This is a genomic window from Flavobacteriales bacterium (assembly GCA_016713875.1).
Taxonomy (GTDB): Bacteria; Bacteroidota; Bacteroidia; order Flavobacteriales_F; family PHOS-HE28; genus PHOS-HE28.
The window spans coordinates 3,475,618-3,491,436 of sequence record JADJOI010000003.1 but is presented as its reverse complement, the minus strand read 5'-3'; the positions used below and the strand labels follow the sequence as shown (position 1 = coordinate 3,491,436).

The window sequence follows — 15,819 nt, the reverse complement described above, 5'->3', positions numbered from 1 at the left end:
GGTGTTCTTAGTAGTGGCACTTGGCGCATTCCCAGCCGCCAAGCTCCTTCACGGTGATCTTGTCGTCCTCCAGATACTCCTTCAGCTCGCGGTGGCCCAGCTTCTCGTTCTTCTCCAGGCGGGCCATCACCTCGTCGTAGTAGCCGTTGCCGGCCATCTTCACCTCCTTCTCGTTGTGGCACTGGATGCACCAGCTCATCGTCAGCGGGGCCCACTGCTCTGCCACGTCCATCTTCTCGTCGATGGGGCCATGGCACTCCTGGCACTCCAGCTTGCCCACCGCCACGTGCTGCGCGTGGTTGAAGTAGGCGTGGTCGGGCAGGTTGTGCACCTTCACCCATTCGATGGGCTTCGGCGTGCCGGTGTAGGCCCTGCCGTCCCACCCGGTGGCGTCGTGGATCTTCTTGATCTCCGCGTTGCTCCACGGATTGCGCTGCGATTCGCCGACGGCCTGGTGGCAGTTCATGCACACGTTGGCGCTGGGGATGCCGGCGTGCTTGCTCTTCTCGGCGCTGTTGTGGCAGTACACGCAGTTGATGGCCAGGTTGCCCTTGTCGGCCTTGCCCGCATGCAGGGTGTGGTCGAACCGGATGGGCTGCTCGGGCTTGTAGTGCTCCACGGTATCGCCGCCATACACCCCGATGGTGAGGGCCCAGTCCCAGGCCGACACGATGCCCCAAGTGACCAGCAGCAGGCCGAGCACCGAGGCGAAGGTCTTGTTGTGCCACACCCAGTCCTTGAACGACTGCCAGGCCGAGCGGTAGGGCACGGGGCCCCGGCCTTCCGTCTCGCGCACGGCATTGGTGAGGCTCTTGCGCACCCCGCCGAGGCTCAGCGCCACCACCAACAGCAGCAGGCCGATCACCAGCACCCACGGCCAGAAGGCCACGTCCTGCGGCTCACCGGCCGGGACGGGCGTCCCGTCCGTGGGGGTCTTCGATGCGGGCGGCACGTAGTTGTCCGCGTAGTACAGCACCGCGTCGATCTCCACGTCGGTGAGCGCCATGGGGGTCATGACGCTCTTGTTCCACTTGCTGAAGAGCTCGTTGGCGTAAGCGTTACCGCTCTTGATCACATCGGTGCTGTTGCGCACCCAGCCGTAGATGTCGCCCTTGCCCTCCCAGCGGGCACGCGCTCCCAGCAACGCTGGGCCGGTCATGTCCTTGTCCGGCTTGTGGCAGCTTGCGCAATTGCCTTTGAAGACCTTTTCCCCGGTGGCGTACAACGCAGCGTCCGCCGGCTGGGCCATCACAGGCGCAGCGGCTAGCGAGAGAGCAAGGACGAACAGTGCGTGGAACAGCCCGGGCGATCGGAAGGAGAACCTTGATGGACGCGGCATTCCGGACGTTTTAGGAAGGGGACCCCCCTTTTTGGACCGGCGCAAAAATAAACGGCGGAGCGTACGCGGGACAGGAGGTTGATGGGGAACCCTGAGGTGTGTTGTTATTTAGGATCGTTCTAAACATGATCATGCCGCTGCCAGCGCCGATACCTTCGCCGTGCGATGATCTTCCGTCACCTGCTTCCCGTCGTGCTCCTCTCAGCTGCCGGCCCGCTCGTTGGTCAATCGACCGCCGATAGCACTTCGATGCGCTGGCTCGGTGATGCGCGCGCTTTGGAGTTCATGGCCACCTACCCGACGATGGTCCGAGTGATCGAAGGTTACCGCGTGCAGATCCACCTGGGTAGCAAGACCGATGCGGTGAAGGTGCGGCAGACCTTCCTGCAACGCCATCCGGAGGTGCCCGCCTACTTGAGCTATCTGGCACCCAACTTCCGGATCCGGGTGGGCGATCTGCGCGACCGGATGGATGCGGAGCGGTTGCGGCAGGAACTGCGTTCGGAGTTCCCCGGCTGCTACGTGGTGCAGGACCAGATCGAACCGCCCGCGCTCTCCAAAGCCAAGCCTCCTTCGGCGCCGTAGGCTGCGGTTCGGACCGGATCACTACCTTGGGCACCCCTTTCGGGACCGTTGCAACGGTGGCGGACCTCGTGCGTCGTGCACGGGTCAAAGCGCCTTGCGCCCTTCCCGATCGGATCTGTCCGCATGCGGAACGCAGTGCTCGCCCTCAGGATCGTGCTCCCGGCCATCACCGCCGTGCTGTGCGTCCCATCCTCTGCCCAGTATTTCCGCACCACGGACTATTGGAAGACGCATCGCAATGAGATCACCATCGGCCTGGGCGCCTCCAACTTCCTGGGTGAATTGGGCGGACGAGACCAGATCGGTAGTTCCTTTATCTGGGACCTGGAAGTGAGCCAGACACGTCCGGGCTTCAGCCTGGGCTGGCGGTACTACCTGCGTGAACGCCTCAGCCTTCGTACCCAGCTGGCCTACGGAGTGCTCGCGGGCAACGACAACCTCACCGAGGAGCCTGCCCGCAAACGGCGGAACCTGTCCTTCCGGTCGGACGTGTACGAGCTGGCCCTGATGCTGGAGATCCACCCCTTCCTGGAGGAGCTGGGCCACCTGTATGACATCCGCGGTGTAAAGGGAAGCAAGTCCTCGCGCATCGGCCTTTATGGCTTTGTGGGCGTGGGCGGCTTCTACTTCAACCCGAAGACCAAGTTCAACAACGCCTGGGTCGATCTGAAGCCGCTGCGCACCGAAGGCCAGGGCATGGAAGGCGGGCCAGAGGAGTACAGCAACTTCAGCCTGTGCATCCCCATGGGCATCGGCATCCGCAAGCAGCTCAGCAAGGTGCTCAGCGTGGGCCTGGAGATGCAGTACACCAAGACGTTCACGGACTACATCGACGACGTGAGCGGCAATTACTACGACAACGACCTGATCGCCGAGGCCAACGGTGGCATCGGTTCGGAGTCGGGCGAGCTGGCGGCCTTCCTCGCCGATCCGCAGCCCGAGGCGGTCCGCTACAGCGAAGGCGAACAGCGCGGCGATCCCGACGACCTGGACGCCTACCTCTTCCTGCGCGCCCAGGTGCACTACAAGCTGTACAAGTACAAGACGCGCAGCAAGAAGTACCGCACGCGCCTGCGCCGCCAGAAGATCGTGTTCTAGGACCGGTTCCGGTCCGTCGGGCCGGGTCCGGCGCGATTCCCTGCTGCTCCCGTTCCGCAGTGAACACCATGTTGCGCACGCCGCAGCATCGCCGACCATCGAAGCCATCGCACGGCGTGCGCTCGCGAGCTTCACCTGGGATGGTGGAAACCCATCGGATGCTGAAGCGGCGCCGCGGTCGCACTTCCCACAACCTTGAACAAGGTCGGCACATCGCGCCGACGGTCGATCATCGGTGCACCGGATCAAAGACCCGGTTTTCGGCAGGGTAAAGGGTTCAGCGGCGCAAGCCGTTCTCGCGGACGTCAGGATCCGGAACCGTGGTGAGGCGGTCGGAGCCTGCGGGCGGTCTCCGAACACATGTATGGCCATACATACTTCCTGTGCCCGTGCTGCGAGTGTGCCAGGTCCGACGCAAGCCGCGCGCAATGCCTACCACGACGCTGGTCTCGGGGCCTCAGACCCCGCCACATCCATACAGCCGTGATACCGACCATCAGCGGTGGGCAGAAATTAGTAACACCCTCAAGAACAAGGTAATAGAGGGACTTTGGCCGTCATCGGCGTTCAGCCGAAGTATGTATGGCCATACATACTTCCCGGCCCCAAGCATCGCAGAGGCCCTGGCGGTCGATGACCGCCCTCGCCCGCGATCATGTCACCGCTTGAACGTCGCAGGGCCGCCCGATGGGCGGCCCTGCGGACGACGGTGCGTCGCACCGATCAGTCGTTGAGCGTCTGCTTCACCTCCACCAGCTCGAAGGCCTCCACGTGGTCGCCGACCTTGATGTCGTTGAACTTCTCCACGTTGAGGCCGCACTCGTAGCCGTGGGTCACCTCCTTCACATCGTCCTTGAAGCGCTTCAGGGTGCCGAGGTCGCCGGTGTACACCACAATGCCATCGCGGATCACACGCACCTTGTTGGTGCGCTTGAGCTTGCCGTCGAGGACGAAGCAGCCGGCCACGGTGCCCACCTTGCTGATCTTGAAGGTCTCGCGCACCTCGGCGGTGCCCACCACCTTCTCCACTTCCTTGGGCGCCAGCATGCCCTCCATGGCTTGCTTGATCTCCTCGATGGCGTCGTAGATGATGGAGTAGAGGCGGATGTCGATCTCCTCGGTCTCGGCCAGCTTGCGCGCGCCGGGGGTGGGTCGCACCTGGAACCCGATGATGATGGCGTCGGACGCGGTGGCCAGCAGCACGTCGCTCTCGGCGATCGGGCCCACGGCCTTGTGGATCACGTTCACCTTGATCTTCTCGGTGCTGAGCTTCAGCAGCGAGTCGGTGAGCGCCTCCACCGAGCCGTCCACGTCGCCCTTCACGATGATGTTCAGCTCCTTGAAGTCGCCGATGGCGAGGCGGCGGCCGATCTCATCCAGCGTGATGTGCTTGTGGGTGCGGATGCCCTGTTCGCGCTGCAGCTGCTGGCGGCGCGTGGCGATCTGGCGGGCCTCGCGCTCATCCTCCAGCACGTAGAAATGGTCGCCGGCGTTGGGCGCACCATCGAGGCCCAGGATCGACACCGGCGTGGAGGGCCCCGCGTCGTTGACGGCCTGCCCGCGTTCGTTGAACATGTTGCGCACGCGACCGCTGAACTGGCCGGCCAGCAGTACATCGCCCTTGCGTAGGGTGCCGCCCTCCACCAGGATGGTGGTGACGTAGCCGCGGCCCTGCTCCAGCGTGCTCTCGATCACCACGCCCATGGCGCGCTTGGCCGGGTCGGCCTTCAGATCCAGCATCTCCGCCTCCAGAAGCACCTTGTCCAGCAGGCTCTCGATACCGAGGCCCTTCTTGGCGCTGATCTCCTGGCTCTGGAATTTGCCCCCCCACTCCTCCACCAGGATGTTCATCTGGCTGAGCTCCTCGCGGATCTTATCGGGGTTGGCCCCCTCCTTGTCGATCTTGTTCAAGGCGAAGACCATCGGCACGCCGGCGGCCTGCGCGTGGTTGATGGCCTCGCGCGTCTGCGGCATCACGCTGTCGTCCGCGGAGATCACGATGATCGCGATGTCCGTTACCTGGGCGCCGCGGGCGCGCATGGCCGTGAAGGCCTCGTGGCCCGGGGTGTCCAGGAAGGTGATGTGCTTGCCGTTCTTCAGCTGCACACTGTACGCACCGATGTGCTGCGTGATGCCACCGGCCTCACCGGCCACCACGTTGGCCTTGCGCACATGGTCCAGCAGGGAGGTCTTGCCATGGTCCACGTGGCCCATGACGGTGACGATGGGCGGGCGTGGCACCATGCGGCGCTCGTCGTCGGGTTCCATGGGGATGTTCTCCTGCACCTCGGCACCCACGAACTCCACCTTGAAACCGTATTCATCGGCGATCACCGACAGGGTCTCCGCGTCGAGGCGCTGGTTGATGCTCACCATCAGGCCCAGGCTGAAGCAGGCCTTGATGATGTCGGTGACGGGCACGCCCATCATCGAGGCCAGCTCGCTCGCGGTGACGAACTCGGTGACCTTGAGGGTCTTGCCGGCCAACTCGCGAGCAGCCTGCTCCTCCTCGAAGCGTTGGAAACGCTCGGCGCGTTTGTCGCGACGGATCTTGGCGCCCTTGCTCTTGCCGCCGGTCAGGCGCGCGAGGGTCTCGCTCACCTTCTTCTTCACGGCGTTCTCGTCGAGCTCGCCGGGGCGGCCACCGGGGCGGCTGGCGGCGTCGCGCTGCTCCTGCTGCACGGCCCGGTCCACGTTCACGGGCCCGGGTTTCACGATGCGCTTGCGCCGTCCGCGCTCTCCGCCCTGATCACCGCGGTCGGCCGGTTTGCGCTCCCGCTCCACGGGCAGTTCGATCTTGCCCACGGTCTTGGGACCGGTGAGCTTTTCGGCGCGTGCACGGATCAGCTCCGGTTCGGCCGGAGCGGGCGGGGGCGGGGCCGCAGGCGCGGCAGGGGCGGACGGGGCCGCGGCGGCGGGGGCCACTGGCGCCGGGGTCGCTTCCACCGGGGTGGCGGGCGCAGCGGCGGCCTTCTTGCGCGGGGCCAGGTCGATCTTGTCCAGGACCTTCACGGCGGGCTTCTCCACCTTGGCCTTGATGGTCTCGGTGGCCGGTTTGACCTCCGGTGCGGCCACCGGCTCGGTGGCCACAGGTGCAGGGGCGGGCACGGGTTCCTCGACCACTGGACGGGCCGAGGGCTTTTCGGGCACTAGGCTGATCGTTTCCCGCTCCTGGCGCAGTTGCACCGTGGCCTTGCTCTGCTCCTTGATGGCCTTGTCCGAACCGAATTCGGCCAGCAGCAGCTCATAGAGGTCCCCGGCGATCTTCGTGTTCGGGTTGCTCTCCACCTTGTGGCCTTTCTTCTCCAGGAACTCCACCACGGTGTGGAGCCCGAGATTGAACTCGCGGGCCACCTTGCTCAATCGCACGCCCTTGTCCGCTGCTTCGCTCATTCAGTTCGCGTTGTCCGTTCGCCGTTCTCCGTGCGGTCCCCGGCTCAGCCCTCCAGCTCCGCCTTCAGGATCCGCACCACTTCATTGATCGTTTCCTCCTCCAGGTCGGTCCGCTTCACCAGCTCCTCCACCGGGATGTCCAGCACGCTGCGCGCCGTGTCGCAGCCGATGGTCTTCAGCTCATCGATGATCCAGTGCTCGATCTCGTCGGCGAACTCCTCCAGGTCCACGTCATCGGTGACCTCGTCGGTCTCACGGTACACATCGATCTCGTAGCCGGTGAGGCGGCTGGCGAGCTTGATGTTGTGCCCGCCCTTGCCGATGGCCAGGGCCACCTGATCGGGCTTCATGTATACCTCTGCGCGCTTGTGCTCCACGTTGAGCTTGATGTTGCCGATCTTGGCCGGGCTCAGCGCCCGCTGGATCAGCAGCTGCTCGTTGCTCGTGAAGTTGATCACGTCGATGTTCTCGTTGCGCAGCTCGCGCACGATACCGTGGATGCGGCTGCCCTTCATGCCCACGCAGGCGCCCACCGGATCGATGCGGTCGTCGTAGCTCTCCACGGCCACCTTGGCCCGTTCACCCGGCTCGCGCACGATGCGCTTGATGGTGATGAGGCCGTCGGCCACCTCGGGCACCTCCTGCTCGAACAACTTGGCCAGGAACTCCGGCGCAGTGCGGCTCAGGATCACCACCGGGGTGTTGTTGCGCATCTCCACCTTCCACACCACCGCCCGCACGCTGTCGCCCTTCTTGAAGAAGTCGCTCTTGATCTGCTGGTCCTTGGGCAGGATGAGCTCGTTGCCCTCGTCGTCCAGGATCAGCGTCTCGCGCTTCCACACCTGGTACACCTCGCCGGTCATGATCTCGCCCACCCGCTCCTTGTACTTGTTGTACAGGTGGTCCTTCTCCAACTCCAGGATCCGGCTCTGCAGGTTCTGCTTCAGGCTCAAGATGTTGCGACGACCGAAGTCGACGATCTTCACCTCCTGGCTCACCTCCTCGCCCACCTCGAAGTCCGGCTCGATCTTGCGGGCCTCGCTAAGCTCGATCTCCAGGTTGTCGTCCTCGCTCATCCCGTCCTCCACGATCACGCGGTTGAGCCAGATCTCCAGGTCGCCCTTGTCGGGGTTGATGATGATGTCCACGTTGGCCTCCTCGCCGAAACGTTTCTTCACCACCCCCCGGAACACGTCCTCCAGGATGCCCATCATGGTCACCCGGTCGATGTTCTTGATGTCCTTGAATTCCCCGAAGGATTCGATGAGGTTCACGGTGCTCATGGCACGGTCAATTGAACTTTAAGCTGGCTTGTGTGGATCGGATGTCGCCGAAAGGCAGCGCAAGCACGTTGTCGTCCAGCTTGTCGGGCCTGCCCTTCACCTTGCTCGGGATCAGCGGCCGGAGGTTCATGGCGGCGGCGTCCATCGACTCCAACCGCCCCTCCAGGGCGCGGCCGTCGGCGAGCTTCACCACCACCAGGCGGCCGGTGTGCTTGGCGTACTGGGCGGGCACCTTGAAGGGACGGCCCATGCCGGGGCTGCCCACCTGAAGCTCCAGGTCATGCCCCTGGGCATCCAGGTCGGCGCGCAGGGCGCGGTTCAGCGCCACCAGCTGCTCGAGGGTAATGGCCTGGGGGTCGTCGACCTCCACCACCACCTTGTCGCCGGGGCGCACCTCCACGTCCACCAGGAAATGACCGGTGCCCGCCAGATGGCGTTCCACCATTTCCCGCATGTGCCCTTCGGTGATCATCGTGCCTGACCGCCGGGGAACAAAAAAGAGGGGCGGTCCCCTCTTCCTCGCTCAACCGACTGACGGGGCAAATGTACGCATCAGCGGCGAACGGCCAAGCGGAGGTCAGTCGAAGGCCTGCATATCGCACAACCGGCGGTAATGCCCCCCCGCAGCGTGCAGACCGGCGTGCGTACCCCGCTCCACGATGGCGCCGTCCACCACCACGCAGATCTCGTCACAGTGCTGGATCGTGCTCAGCCGATGCGCGATCACCAGGCTGGTGCGCCCCTCCATCATCCGGAAGAGCGCATCCTGCACCAGCCGTTCGCTTTCGGTGTCCAGGGCGCTGGTGGCCTCGTCGAGGATGAGGATCGGGGGGTTCTTCAGCACCGCCCGGGCGATGGCCAGGCGCTGCTTCTGGCCCCCGCTCAGGCGGTTCCCCATATCGCCGATGCCGGTCTGGTAGCCGTGGTCGAGCCGTGTGATGAAGTCGTGGGCGTTGGCGATGCGCGCCGCCCGCTCGATGTCGGCCGTGGCCACCCCCGGCTGCCCGAAGGCGATGTTGTTGGCCACCGTGTCGTTGAACAGGATGCTGTCCTGGGTCACGATGCCCATCAGGGCGCGCAGGTCCTTGAGCTTCAGGCCGCGCACATCCTGACCGTCGATCAGCACGCGCCCGCCGGTGACGTCGTAGAACCGCGGCAGCAGACCGGCGAGCGTGCTCTTGCCCCCGCCGCTGGTGCCCACCAGCGCCACGCTGCGCCCCTTGGGCAGCACCAGGTCCACCGTGCGAAGCACCGGGCGCTCGTCATAGGCGAACCGCACGCTTTCGAAGACCACGCGGTCGGTGAAGGCGGTGATGGGCCTGGCATCAGGGCGTTCCTTCACGCTATTGTCCACGGCCAGCAGCTCGAAGATGCGCTCTGCGCTGGCCCCGCCCTTGCGGATCCAGTAATAGCCCGTGGTGAAGCTCTTGGCGGGCGCCAGCAGCTGGCTGAACAGGATGATGTAGCCGATGAAGGCCCCCCCGCTCAGGCTGGCGTCCTGGCCGATCACCAGGCTGCCGCCCAGGTACACCAGCGTCACCATCACCAGGGCGCCCAGGAACTCGCTGAGGGGCGAGGCCATGTCACGCCGGCGCAGGGTGAACACGTTCAGCTTGTTGAGCATCTCGTTCTCTCGCCGGAACCGCCGCCGCATCTGCTCCTCGCCATTGAAGGCCTTCACCACCCGCATGCCGGTGAGGGTCTCCTCCACCGTGCTCAACAGGTCGGCGGCCTTCTGCTGCGCCCGCAGGCCCTCCTTGCGCAGGCTCTTGCCGATGCGGCCGATCAGCAGCCCGCTCAGGGGCAGCAGCAGCAGCGCGATGAGGGTGAGCTTCCAGGAGATGCCGATCATGAGCGCCAGCGACAGCACGATGGTGATGGGCTCGCGGAACACCATCTCGATGTAGTTCATGATGCTGAACTCCACCTCCTGCACGTCCTGCGTGATGCGTGCGATCGTGTGGCCCTTGCGCTCGCCGGTGTGGAAGCGCATGGGCAGGTCCAGGATCTTGTCGTACACCTCGTTGCGCAGGTCGCGCACCGCCCGGTTGCGCAGGATGCCGATGGCCCACAAGGCGAAGTAGCGGAACAGGTTCTTCAGCAGGAAGCACAGGGCCACCACCACGCAGATGAAGATCAGCCCCCCCATCTGCCCGTGCTCCTGGATGTAGGTGGCCATCCGCCAGTTGAAGAGCTCGGGCAGGCGCTTGAGGCCCTCCAGGCTGAGGTCCACCGCGGGCCGTGCGCTGGGCGGCGGCGCCTGGCCGAAGAGCAGGTTGAGGAAAGGGATGAAGACCAGCAGCGAGGCCAGGTGGAACACGGTGCTCCCCAGGTTGAACACCACGTTGAGCACCGCGTAGCCCCGGTAAGGCCGCGCATAGCGCAGGACGCGGAAGAAGTTGCGCATGCCTGGATCCCCGCTCCCACAGGGCGGGGCCAAAGGTAGCCGCCCACGCCGCCGCGGCCGGGTATCTTCGCCACCGATGGACAGCATCCGACAGAACAAGGTGAACAGCCTGCTGCAGGAGGAGCTCGCCGCGGTGTTCCAGACCGAGGGCCGGCGCCTGCTGCCCGGCAGCCTCATCACCGTCAGCGCCGTGCGCGTGAGCCCCGACCTCGGCGTGGCCAAGGCCTACCTCAGCCTCTTCCCCGTGAAGGACAAACAGGCCGCGCTCGACCGCATCCGCGACGACGCCCATCACCTGCGGGGGCTCCTGGGCCGACGCATCGGCCGGCAGATGCGCGTGGTGCCCGAACTGCTCTTCTACGTGGACGATTCACTCGACCGGGCCGAGGAGATCGACAAGCTCCTGAAGAAGTAGAATGTGCGAATGCGGAAATGTGATCACGTGGGAAGGTGGATACGTGGAGCCATTTCGAGCCGCATCGAAGCCACGCATGACGAACGCCACTTTCGCCTCATGTCCACATTGGTAATTCCCGAAGGGTAATGCAATACGACCCCGTCAAGCGCCAGCTCGGCTCCGTCTTCAAGCGCTCACCCTTCCTGCGCCGGCTGTTCTATCGCCTGCTGGACCTGTTGCTGCTGCGCGCCTGGCATGTGCACCGGGAGCTGAGGGCCTGGGCCCGCGGCGTGGGCGACAAGGCGCTGCACCTGTACGACGCCGGCGCCGGATACGGCCAATACAGCTACTGGCTCAGCGGGCGCCTGCCGAAGGCGCGGATCACCGCCATCGATGTGAAGGAGGAGCAGGTGGCCGATTGCAACGCCTTCTTCCGCGCCATCGGTCGCCCACAGGTGAGCTTCCAGGTGGGCGATGTCACCCGGTTCCAGCAGCCCGGCAGCTTCGACCTGGTGGTGTGCGTGGATGTGATGGAGCACATCCTGGAGGACGAGGCGGCCCTGCGGTGCTACGGCAGCTCCCTGAAGCCCGGCGGCATGCTCATCATCAGCACGCCCAGCGACCAGGGCGGCAGCGACGTGCACGACGAGGGCGAGGGTTCCTTCATCGAGGAGCACGTTCGCGACGGCTACAACATCGACGACCTGAAGGCGAAATGCCTGCGCAACGGCTTCAGCCGGGTGGAGGCGCGCTACAGCTACGGCACCCCGGGCAAGATCAGCTGGAAGCTGAGCATGAAATGGCCGTTGCTGATGCTCAATACCAGCAAGCTCTTCTTCCTCATCCTGCCGGCCTACTACCTCATCACCTACCCCATCGCCTTCGTGCTGAACATGGCCGATGTGCGCATGAAGCACCCCACGGGGACGGGGCTGATCGTGAAGGCGTGGAAGTAGCCAAGTGCCATGTGCTCGTGTGATCAGCAACCCTATTCTGTAGGCATAGGTTCAACGGGTGCTTCCTTCGCCTTGGGCTTTCGCTTGGGCAATATCCGGTAGCCGAACGTCAGAACGAGCTGCTGGTTCATGAGCGGGGAGATCAACCCGTCGGTATGGTCTTTCACGTCCTGGAGGCCATGGTAGTACCGCAAACCGGCCTGGGTCAGTTTCGTCAGCTGGATATCGATGCTGGCCACAGCCCCGAAGTCCGTGTGTTTCAACCCCATGTCATCGACCTCTTCACTGGTCGGCGTTCCATACCCGTTCGCGGACGGAAAGGTCCGGAAGGTCCCGCGTTCGACGAGGGGTGTGGCCACCTGGAGTCCGGTACCGATCCGGAATCGCCAAAGGCTCACGTCCACCATCATGGGCAGGCACAGGGAATGCACCGCCCGGTCGGTCGATCGGATCATCACGCCTGGGTGCCAGTGCTCATCGTGACCAGCGATAAAGCTCCAGTGAAGGCCCGTGCTGAACTGGAGGAGGCGTGAGAGCGCGTGCGACAAGGTTCCGCCAACACACCAGGAAAAGCGATGATCGACGACCTGATACTCCCCTCGGCCCGTGACCGGGTAGAGGTCCGTCCGGATCCGCCCTGCACCACCGCCGGCCATCACACGCAGCTCCCACTGACCGAACATCGAGACCGGCAGCAAAGTGAGGCAGACCAGACTTGAACGGAGGTTCATCGGGTTCACCGATGATCGAAGATAGGTGACCACCGATCTTCACGCCGTGAACCTCCCTCTCCTCTTCGCCCGGCGCTACCTGCTGGCGTCGCGCAAGGCCACCGGGCGTCGCACCAACGCCATCAACCTGATCACCTGGATCAGCATCGTGGTGGTGGCCGTGGTCACCGGGGCCATGGTGGTGGTGCTCAGCACGCTGAACGGCATCAACCAGCTGGTGGATTCCATCTACAGCCCTTTCGACCAGGACCTCACCATCACGCCGGCCCGCGGCAAGACCCTGTGGCGCGACAGCCTGGACGTGGAGGCGCTGCGCACGGCCGCCGGCGCCGAGCGGGCCAGCTGGGTGATCGAGGAGAACGTGCTGCTGCAAGGCAATGGCCAGCAGGCGGTGGCCACCCTGAAGGCGGTGGAGCCGCAGTACCTGGCCATGAGCGGCATGGAACGCCACCTGTTCAGCGGCGAGCCCGTGCTGGAAGGCGTTCAGGGGCCCACGGCCCTGCTGGGGCTGGGCCTCAAGATGGACCTGGGCGTGCCCCTGGACGACGGCATCCTGACGCCCCTGCGCATCAGCGCTCCGGTGCGCGGCCGCAAGCTGAGCACCTACCAGCGGCGCGCCTTCGAGCAGGTGGACGTGGCGGTGAGCGGCACCTTCAGCATCAACATGGAGTTCGACACCCGCTACGTGCTGCTGCCACTGGAGCTGGGCGCCAACCTGCTGCACTATGAGCGCGAGGCCAGCGCGGTGGAACTACAGCTGCCCGCAGGGGCCGATGCCGACCGCGCCGCCGCGACCCTCCGCAGCGCCCTGGGCGACCGCTGCACCGTGCGCACGCGGCACCAGAAGAACGCCCTGATGTACAGCACCAACGCCAGCGAGAAGTGGTTCACCTTCGTGGTGCTGAGCTTCATCGGCCTCATCGGCGCCTTCAACATCATCGCCTCGCTGACGATGATGATGATCGACAAGAAGGTCGACATGCGCACGCTGATGGCGCTGGGGGCCGATGAGCGGCTGGTGCGGCGCGTGTTCCTGATCGAAGGCCTGCTGATCGTGGGCGTGGGCGCCATGGCCGGCCTCGCCTTGGGGCTGGGGCTCTGCTGGGCCCAGCAACGCTTCGGGCTGCTCACGCTCAGCGGCTCGGTGGTGGACAGCTACCCCGTGCAGGTGCTGCCCGGCGATCTGCTGCTGGTGATCGGCGCCGTGGCCGTCATCGGGCTGCTGACCACCTGGCTGCCGCTGCGCGCGCTGAGCCGCCGCTTCCTCCAGAGCGCCTAGGCCACGGCGGCCAGCGCGTGGGTGGCCTTCACCTCGTCCAGGATCGCCTCGATGTTCGCCGGATCACGCTCGGTGCACAGGCGCAGCCGCACCTCCTTCACGTTGGGCAGGCCCTTGAGGTAGTTGCCATAGTGCCGGCGCATCTCCACCACGCCTTCCCACGGACCCTTCCACGCGATGGAGGTGAGCAGGTGCTGGCGGGCGGCCTCCACGCGGTCGGCCACGGTGGGCGGCGTGCGGTGCGTGCCCGTGGCCATGTAATGCTTGATCTCGTTGAAGATCCACGGATGGCCGATGCTCGCACGACCGATCATCACACCGTCCACGCCGTAACGGTCGCGGTTCTCCACGGCCTTCTCCGGCGTGTCCACATCGCCGTTGCCGAAGATGGGGATGTGCATGCGCGGGTTGTTCTTCACCTCGCCGATCAGCGTCCAGTCGGCCGGACCTTTGTAGAGCTGGGCGCGCGTGCGGCCGTGGATGCTCAAGGCCTGGATGCCCACATCCTGCAGGCGCTCGGCCACTTCGATGATGTTCCTGCTTTTGTCGTCCCAGCCCAGGCGCGTCTTCACGGTCACGGGCAGCTTCACGGCCTTCACCACCTTCTCGGTGAGGCGCACCATCTTGTCCACGTCGAGCAGCAGGCAGGCGCCGGCGCCCTTGCTCACCACCTTATGCACGGGGCAGCCGTAGTTGATGTCGATGAGGTCGGGCCCGGCGGCCTCGGCGATGCGTGCGGCCTCCTCCATGGCGTCCTCGGAACCACCGAAAAGCTGGATGCCGATGGGGCGCTCGGCCTCGAAGATGTCGAGCTTCTTCAGCCCCTTGGCGGCCTTGCGGATGAGGCCCTCGCTGCTGATGAACTCGGTGAACATCAGATCGGCCCCGTGCTGTTTGCACAGCGCGCGGAAGGGCGGGTCGCTGACGTCCTCCATGGGGGCCAGCAGCAACGGGAACTCCGGCAGCTCGATGGGACCGATGCGGGGCATGTGGAAAGGGGCCGGCAAAGGTACGGGAGGGGCAGGGGCGGGGCCAGGGATGCTCCCATTCGCTACTTTCGCGCTCCTTGGAGAGATGGCCGAGTGGTTGAAGGCGCGCGCCTGGAAAGTGCGTATACCTTAACAGGGTATCGGGGGTTCGAATCCCTCTCTCTCCGCCGATCAGCCCCGCGAAAGCGGGGCTTGTTGTTCATGGATGGGTGCGGATGGCTCACGACCGCAAGAGGGATAGAGGGCCGGGCCGCACTAGACAGGGCTCCATCATCCAAGAAGGAGGCGCCCCATTGAACAGCAGCGCAGAGGATCAAGCGCCATTTCTCCAACCGGCATCATGAGGAACTTCACCGCTTCGAGAAGGTCAACGTCAAGCAGCGTCCTTCACGCTGCGCTCGTCAACGCGGTGTAGCTTTCGGCAACGCACAAGTCCGATCCTTGACTCCCATGGACATCCGGCCATCTGGATCCCTGCTCCTGCCGCTACTTGGGCTATCCCTGTTCACTGACACCATGGTCCAAGCACAGGGGAGCTTCATCTTCCCCGATGCGACCGCTCGATGGCAAGTGAATCTATGGTCGATGGGTGCGACGGAGCCGTGGCGGGTTTATGGCATGGCCGGCGACACACTGATCGATGGCCTCGTCCACAAGAAGATCGTATGGAACGAAGACACGGTCCTCGATGGCCTGGACCAAGTCTATGCGGGTGCCCTTCGCGACGAACTGGGCGTATGGAAGTTCCTGCCACCGGGTGACAGCCTCGCGTTGAGCATCTATGACCTCACCGGTACAGAGGGTGACACGATCGTCATTGAACCACCCGCCTTCGGATCGGGTCCTGTTGCGTATCAGGTAAACGCGCTCGATACGGTCATGCTCAATGGTACCATGCGACGAAGATGGCATCTGACCGCGTTGGACTTTCCATGGGCGGAGGTCTGGATCGAGGGGATCGGCAGCACGGAAGGTCCCTTGACCCACTCATCGTTCATGGCAGATGCAGGCACCAGCCTTGTCTGCTTCCATGAGCATGACTCCTTGTTCTATATCGACCCGTATGCGGATGACTGCACATGGACCATTGTTTCGATCGATGAACCCGCCGATCAGGTGCGCTTCAAGATCCACCCGAACCCCGCTCAGACACAGCTGCACATCCGCTTTGATGAACCGCAGGCCACGGTGGTCGCGACGATCCGCAACATGCAGGGCTGCGTCATACGAACGGTTCAGATCCGTGGCGATGCGACCCTCGACGTGTCCGCCTTGCCACGCGGGGCCTACTTGCTGGAGTTGCATGCTCCCGACAAGCATCGCTATCACACACGGTTGTGCCTCCAGTAGTGGAGCAACCTG

The 15,819-nt window shown here is 64.6% G+C and carries 13 protein-coding genes and 1 tRNA gene; 7 read left to right on the top strand and 7 right to left on the bottom strand.

Features of this window, described 5'->3' with window-relative positions; translation table 11 throughout:
* Positions 1-7 precede the first annotated feature (7 nt).
* The gene (locus IPJ87_16260) at positions 8-1,249 is read right to left on the bottom strand and encodes a c-type cytochrome (protein ID MBK7943401.1); all 1,242 of its coding nucleotides are present in this window, start codon (positions 1,247-1,249) and stop codon (positions 8-10) included.
* A gap of 255 nt (positions 1,250-1,504) precedes the next feature.
* Here IPJ87_16260 and IPJ87_16255 point away from each other — a divergent pair, with 255 nt between their 5' ends.
* Together IPJ87_16255 and IPJ87_16250 are read left to right on the top strand one after the other, a co-directional pair.
* Positions 1,505-1,924 carry an SPOR domain-containing protein gene (locus IPJ87_16255; GenBank protein ID MBK7943400.1) on the top strand — a complete coding sequence of 140 codons (420 nt, stop codon included), beginning with the start codon at positions 1,505-1,507 and terminating at the stop codon, positions 1,922-1,924.
* Between the two features lie 123 nt (positions 1,925-2,047).
* On the top strand, positions 2,048-3,022 hold the full coding sequence (locus IPJ87_16250) for a hypothetical protein (protein MBK7943399.1): 975 nt from the start codon (positions 2,048-2,050) through the stop codon (positions 3,020-3,022).
* Positions 3,023-3,745: 723 nt separating this feature from the next.
* On the opposite strand, the gene infB is transcribed toward IPJ87_16250, so the two are convergent.
* The 4 genes from infB to IPJ87_16230 form a co-directional block, all read right to left on the bottom strand.
* Entirely contained in the window at positions 3,746-6,415 is a 2,670-nt protein-coding gene (gene infB / locus IPJ87_16245) for a translation initiation factor IF-2 (GenBank protein ID MBK7943398.1), read from the bottom strand.
* 44 nt (positions 6,416-6,459) lie between these two features.
* The gene (nusA, locus tag IPJ87_16240; GenBank protein ID MBK7943397.1) at positions 6,460-7,698 is read right to left on the bottom strand and encodes a transcription termination/antitermination protein NusA; all 1,239 of its coding nucleotides are present in this window, start codon (positions 7,696-7,698) and stop codon (positions 6,460-6,462) included.
* A gap of 7 nt (positions 7,699-7,705) precedes the next feature.
* On the bottom strand, positions 7,706-8,170 hold the full coding sequence (locus tag IPJ87_16235) for a ribosome assembly cofactor RimP (protein ID MBK7943396.1): 465 nt from the start codon (positions 8,168-8,170) through the stop codon (positions 7,706-7,708).
* 105 nt (positions 8,171-8,275) lie between these two features.
* On the bottom strand, positions 8,276-10,105 hold the full coding sequence (locus tag IPJ87_16230; protein MBK7943395.1) for an ABC transporter ATP-binding protein: 1,830 nt from the start codon (positions 10,103-10,105) through the stop codon (positions 8,276-8,278).
* 76 nt (positions 10,106-10,181) lie between these two features.
* On the opposite strand from IPJ87_16230, the gene rbfA reads away from it, so the two are divergent.
* Together rbfA and IPJ87_16220 are read left to right on the top strand one after the other, a co-directional pair.
* On the top strand, positions 10,182-10,520 hold the full coding sequence (gene rbfA, locus IPJ87_16225) for a 30S ribosome-binding factor RbfA (GenBank protein ID MBK7943394.1): 339 nt from the start codon (positions 10,182-10,184) through the stop codon (positions 10,518-10,520).
* Between the two features lie 128 nt (positions 10,521-10,648).
* Positions 10,649-11,458 carry a class I SAM-dependent methyltransferase gene (locus IPJ87_16220; protein MBK7943393.1) on the top strand — a complete coding sequence of 270 codons (810 nt, stop codon included), beginning with the start codon at positions 10,649-10,651 and terminating at the stop codon, positions 11,456-11,458.
* Positions 11,459-11,490: 32 nt separating this feature from the next.
* Here IPJ87_16220 and IPJ87_16215 read toward each other — a convergent pair whose 3' ends face one another.
* The gene (locus IPJ87_16215; protein ID MBK7943392.1) at positions 11,491-12,189 is read right to left on the bottom strand and encodes a hypothetical protein; all 699 of its coding nucleotides are present in this window, start codon (positions 12,187-12,189) and stop codon (positions 11,491-11,493) included.
* Positions 12,190-12,235: 46 nt separating this feature from the next.
* On the opposite strand from IPJ87_16215, the gene IPJ87_16210 reads away from it, so the two are divergent.
* Positions 12,236-13,468, top strand: a complete 1,233-nt coding sequence (locus IPJ87_16210; GenBank protein MBK7943391.1) for an FtsX-like permease family protein — start codon at positions 12,236-12,238, stop codon at positions 13,466-13,468.
* Here the strand turns inward: IPJ87_16210 and dusB are convergent.
* Positions 13,465-14,457, bottom strand: coding sequence for a tRNA dihydrouridine synthase DusB (gene dusB, locus IPJ87_16205; protein ID MBK7943390.1), 993 nt, complete (start codon positions 14,455-14,457; stop codon positions 13,465-13,467). The genes IPJ87_16210 and dusB overlap by 4 nt on opposite strands.
* A gap of 79 nt (positions 14,458-14,536) precedes the next feature.
* Here dusB and IPJ87_16200 point away from each other — a divergent pair.
* Both IPJ87_16200 and IPJ87_16195 read left to right on the top strand, forming a co-directional pair.
* Positions 14,537-14,624: transfer RNA gene (locus IPJ87_16200), tRNA-Ser, on the top strand.
* A 283-nt stretch (positions 14,625-14,907) separates the two neighbouring features.
* Positions 14,908-15,807, top strand: coding sequence for a T9SS type A sorting domain-containing protein (locus IPJ87_16195; protein ID MBK7943389.1), 900 nt, complete (start codon positions 14,908-14,910; stop codon positions 15,805-15,807).
* Positions 15,808-15,819: the final 12 nt, after the last annotated feature.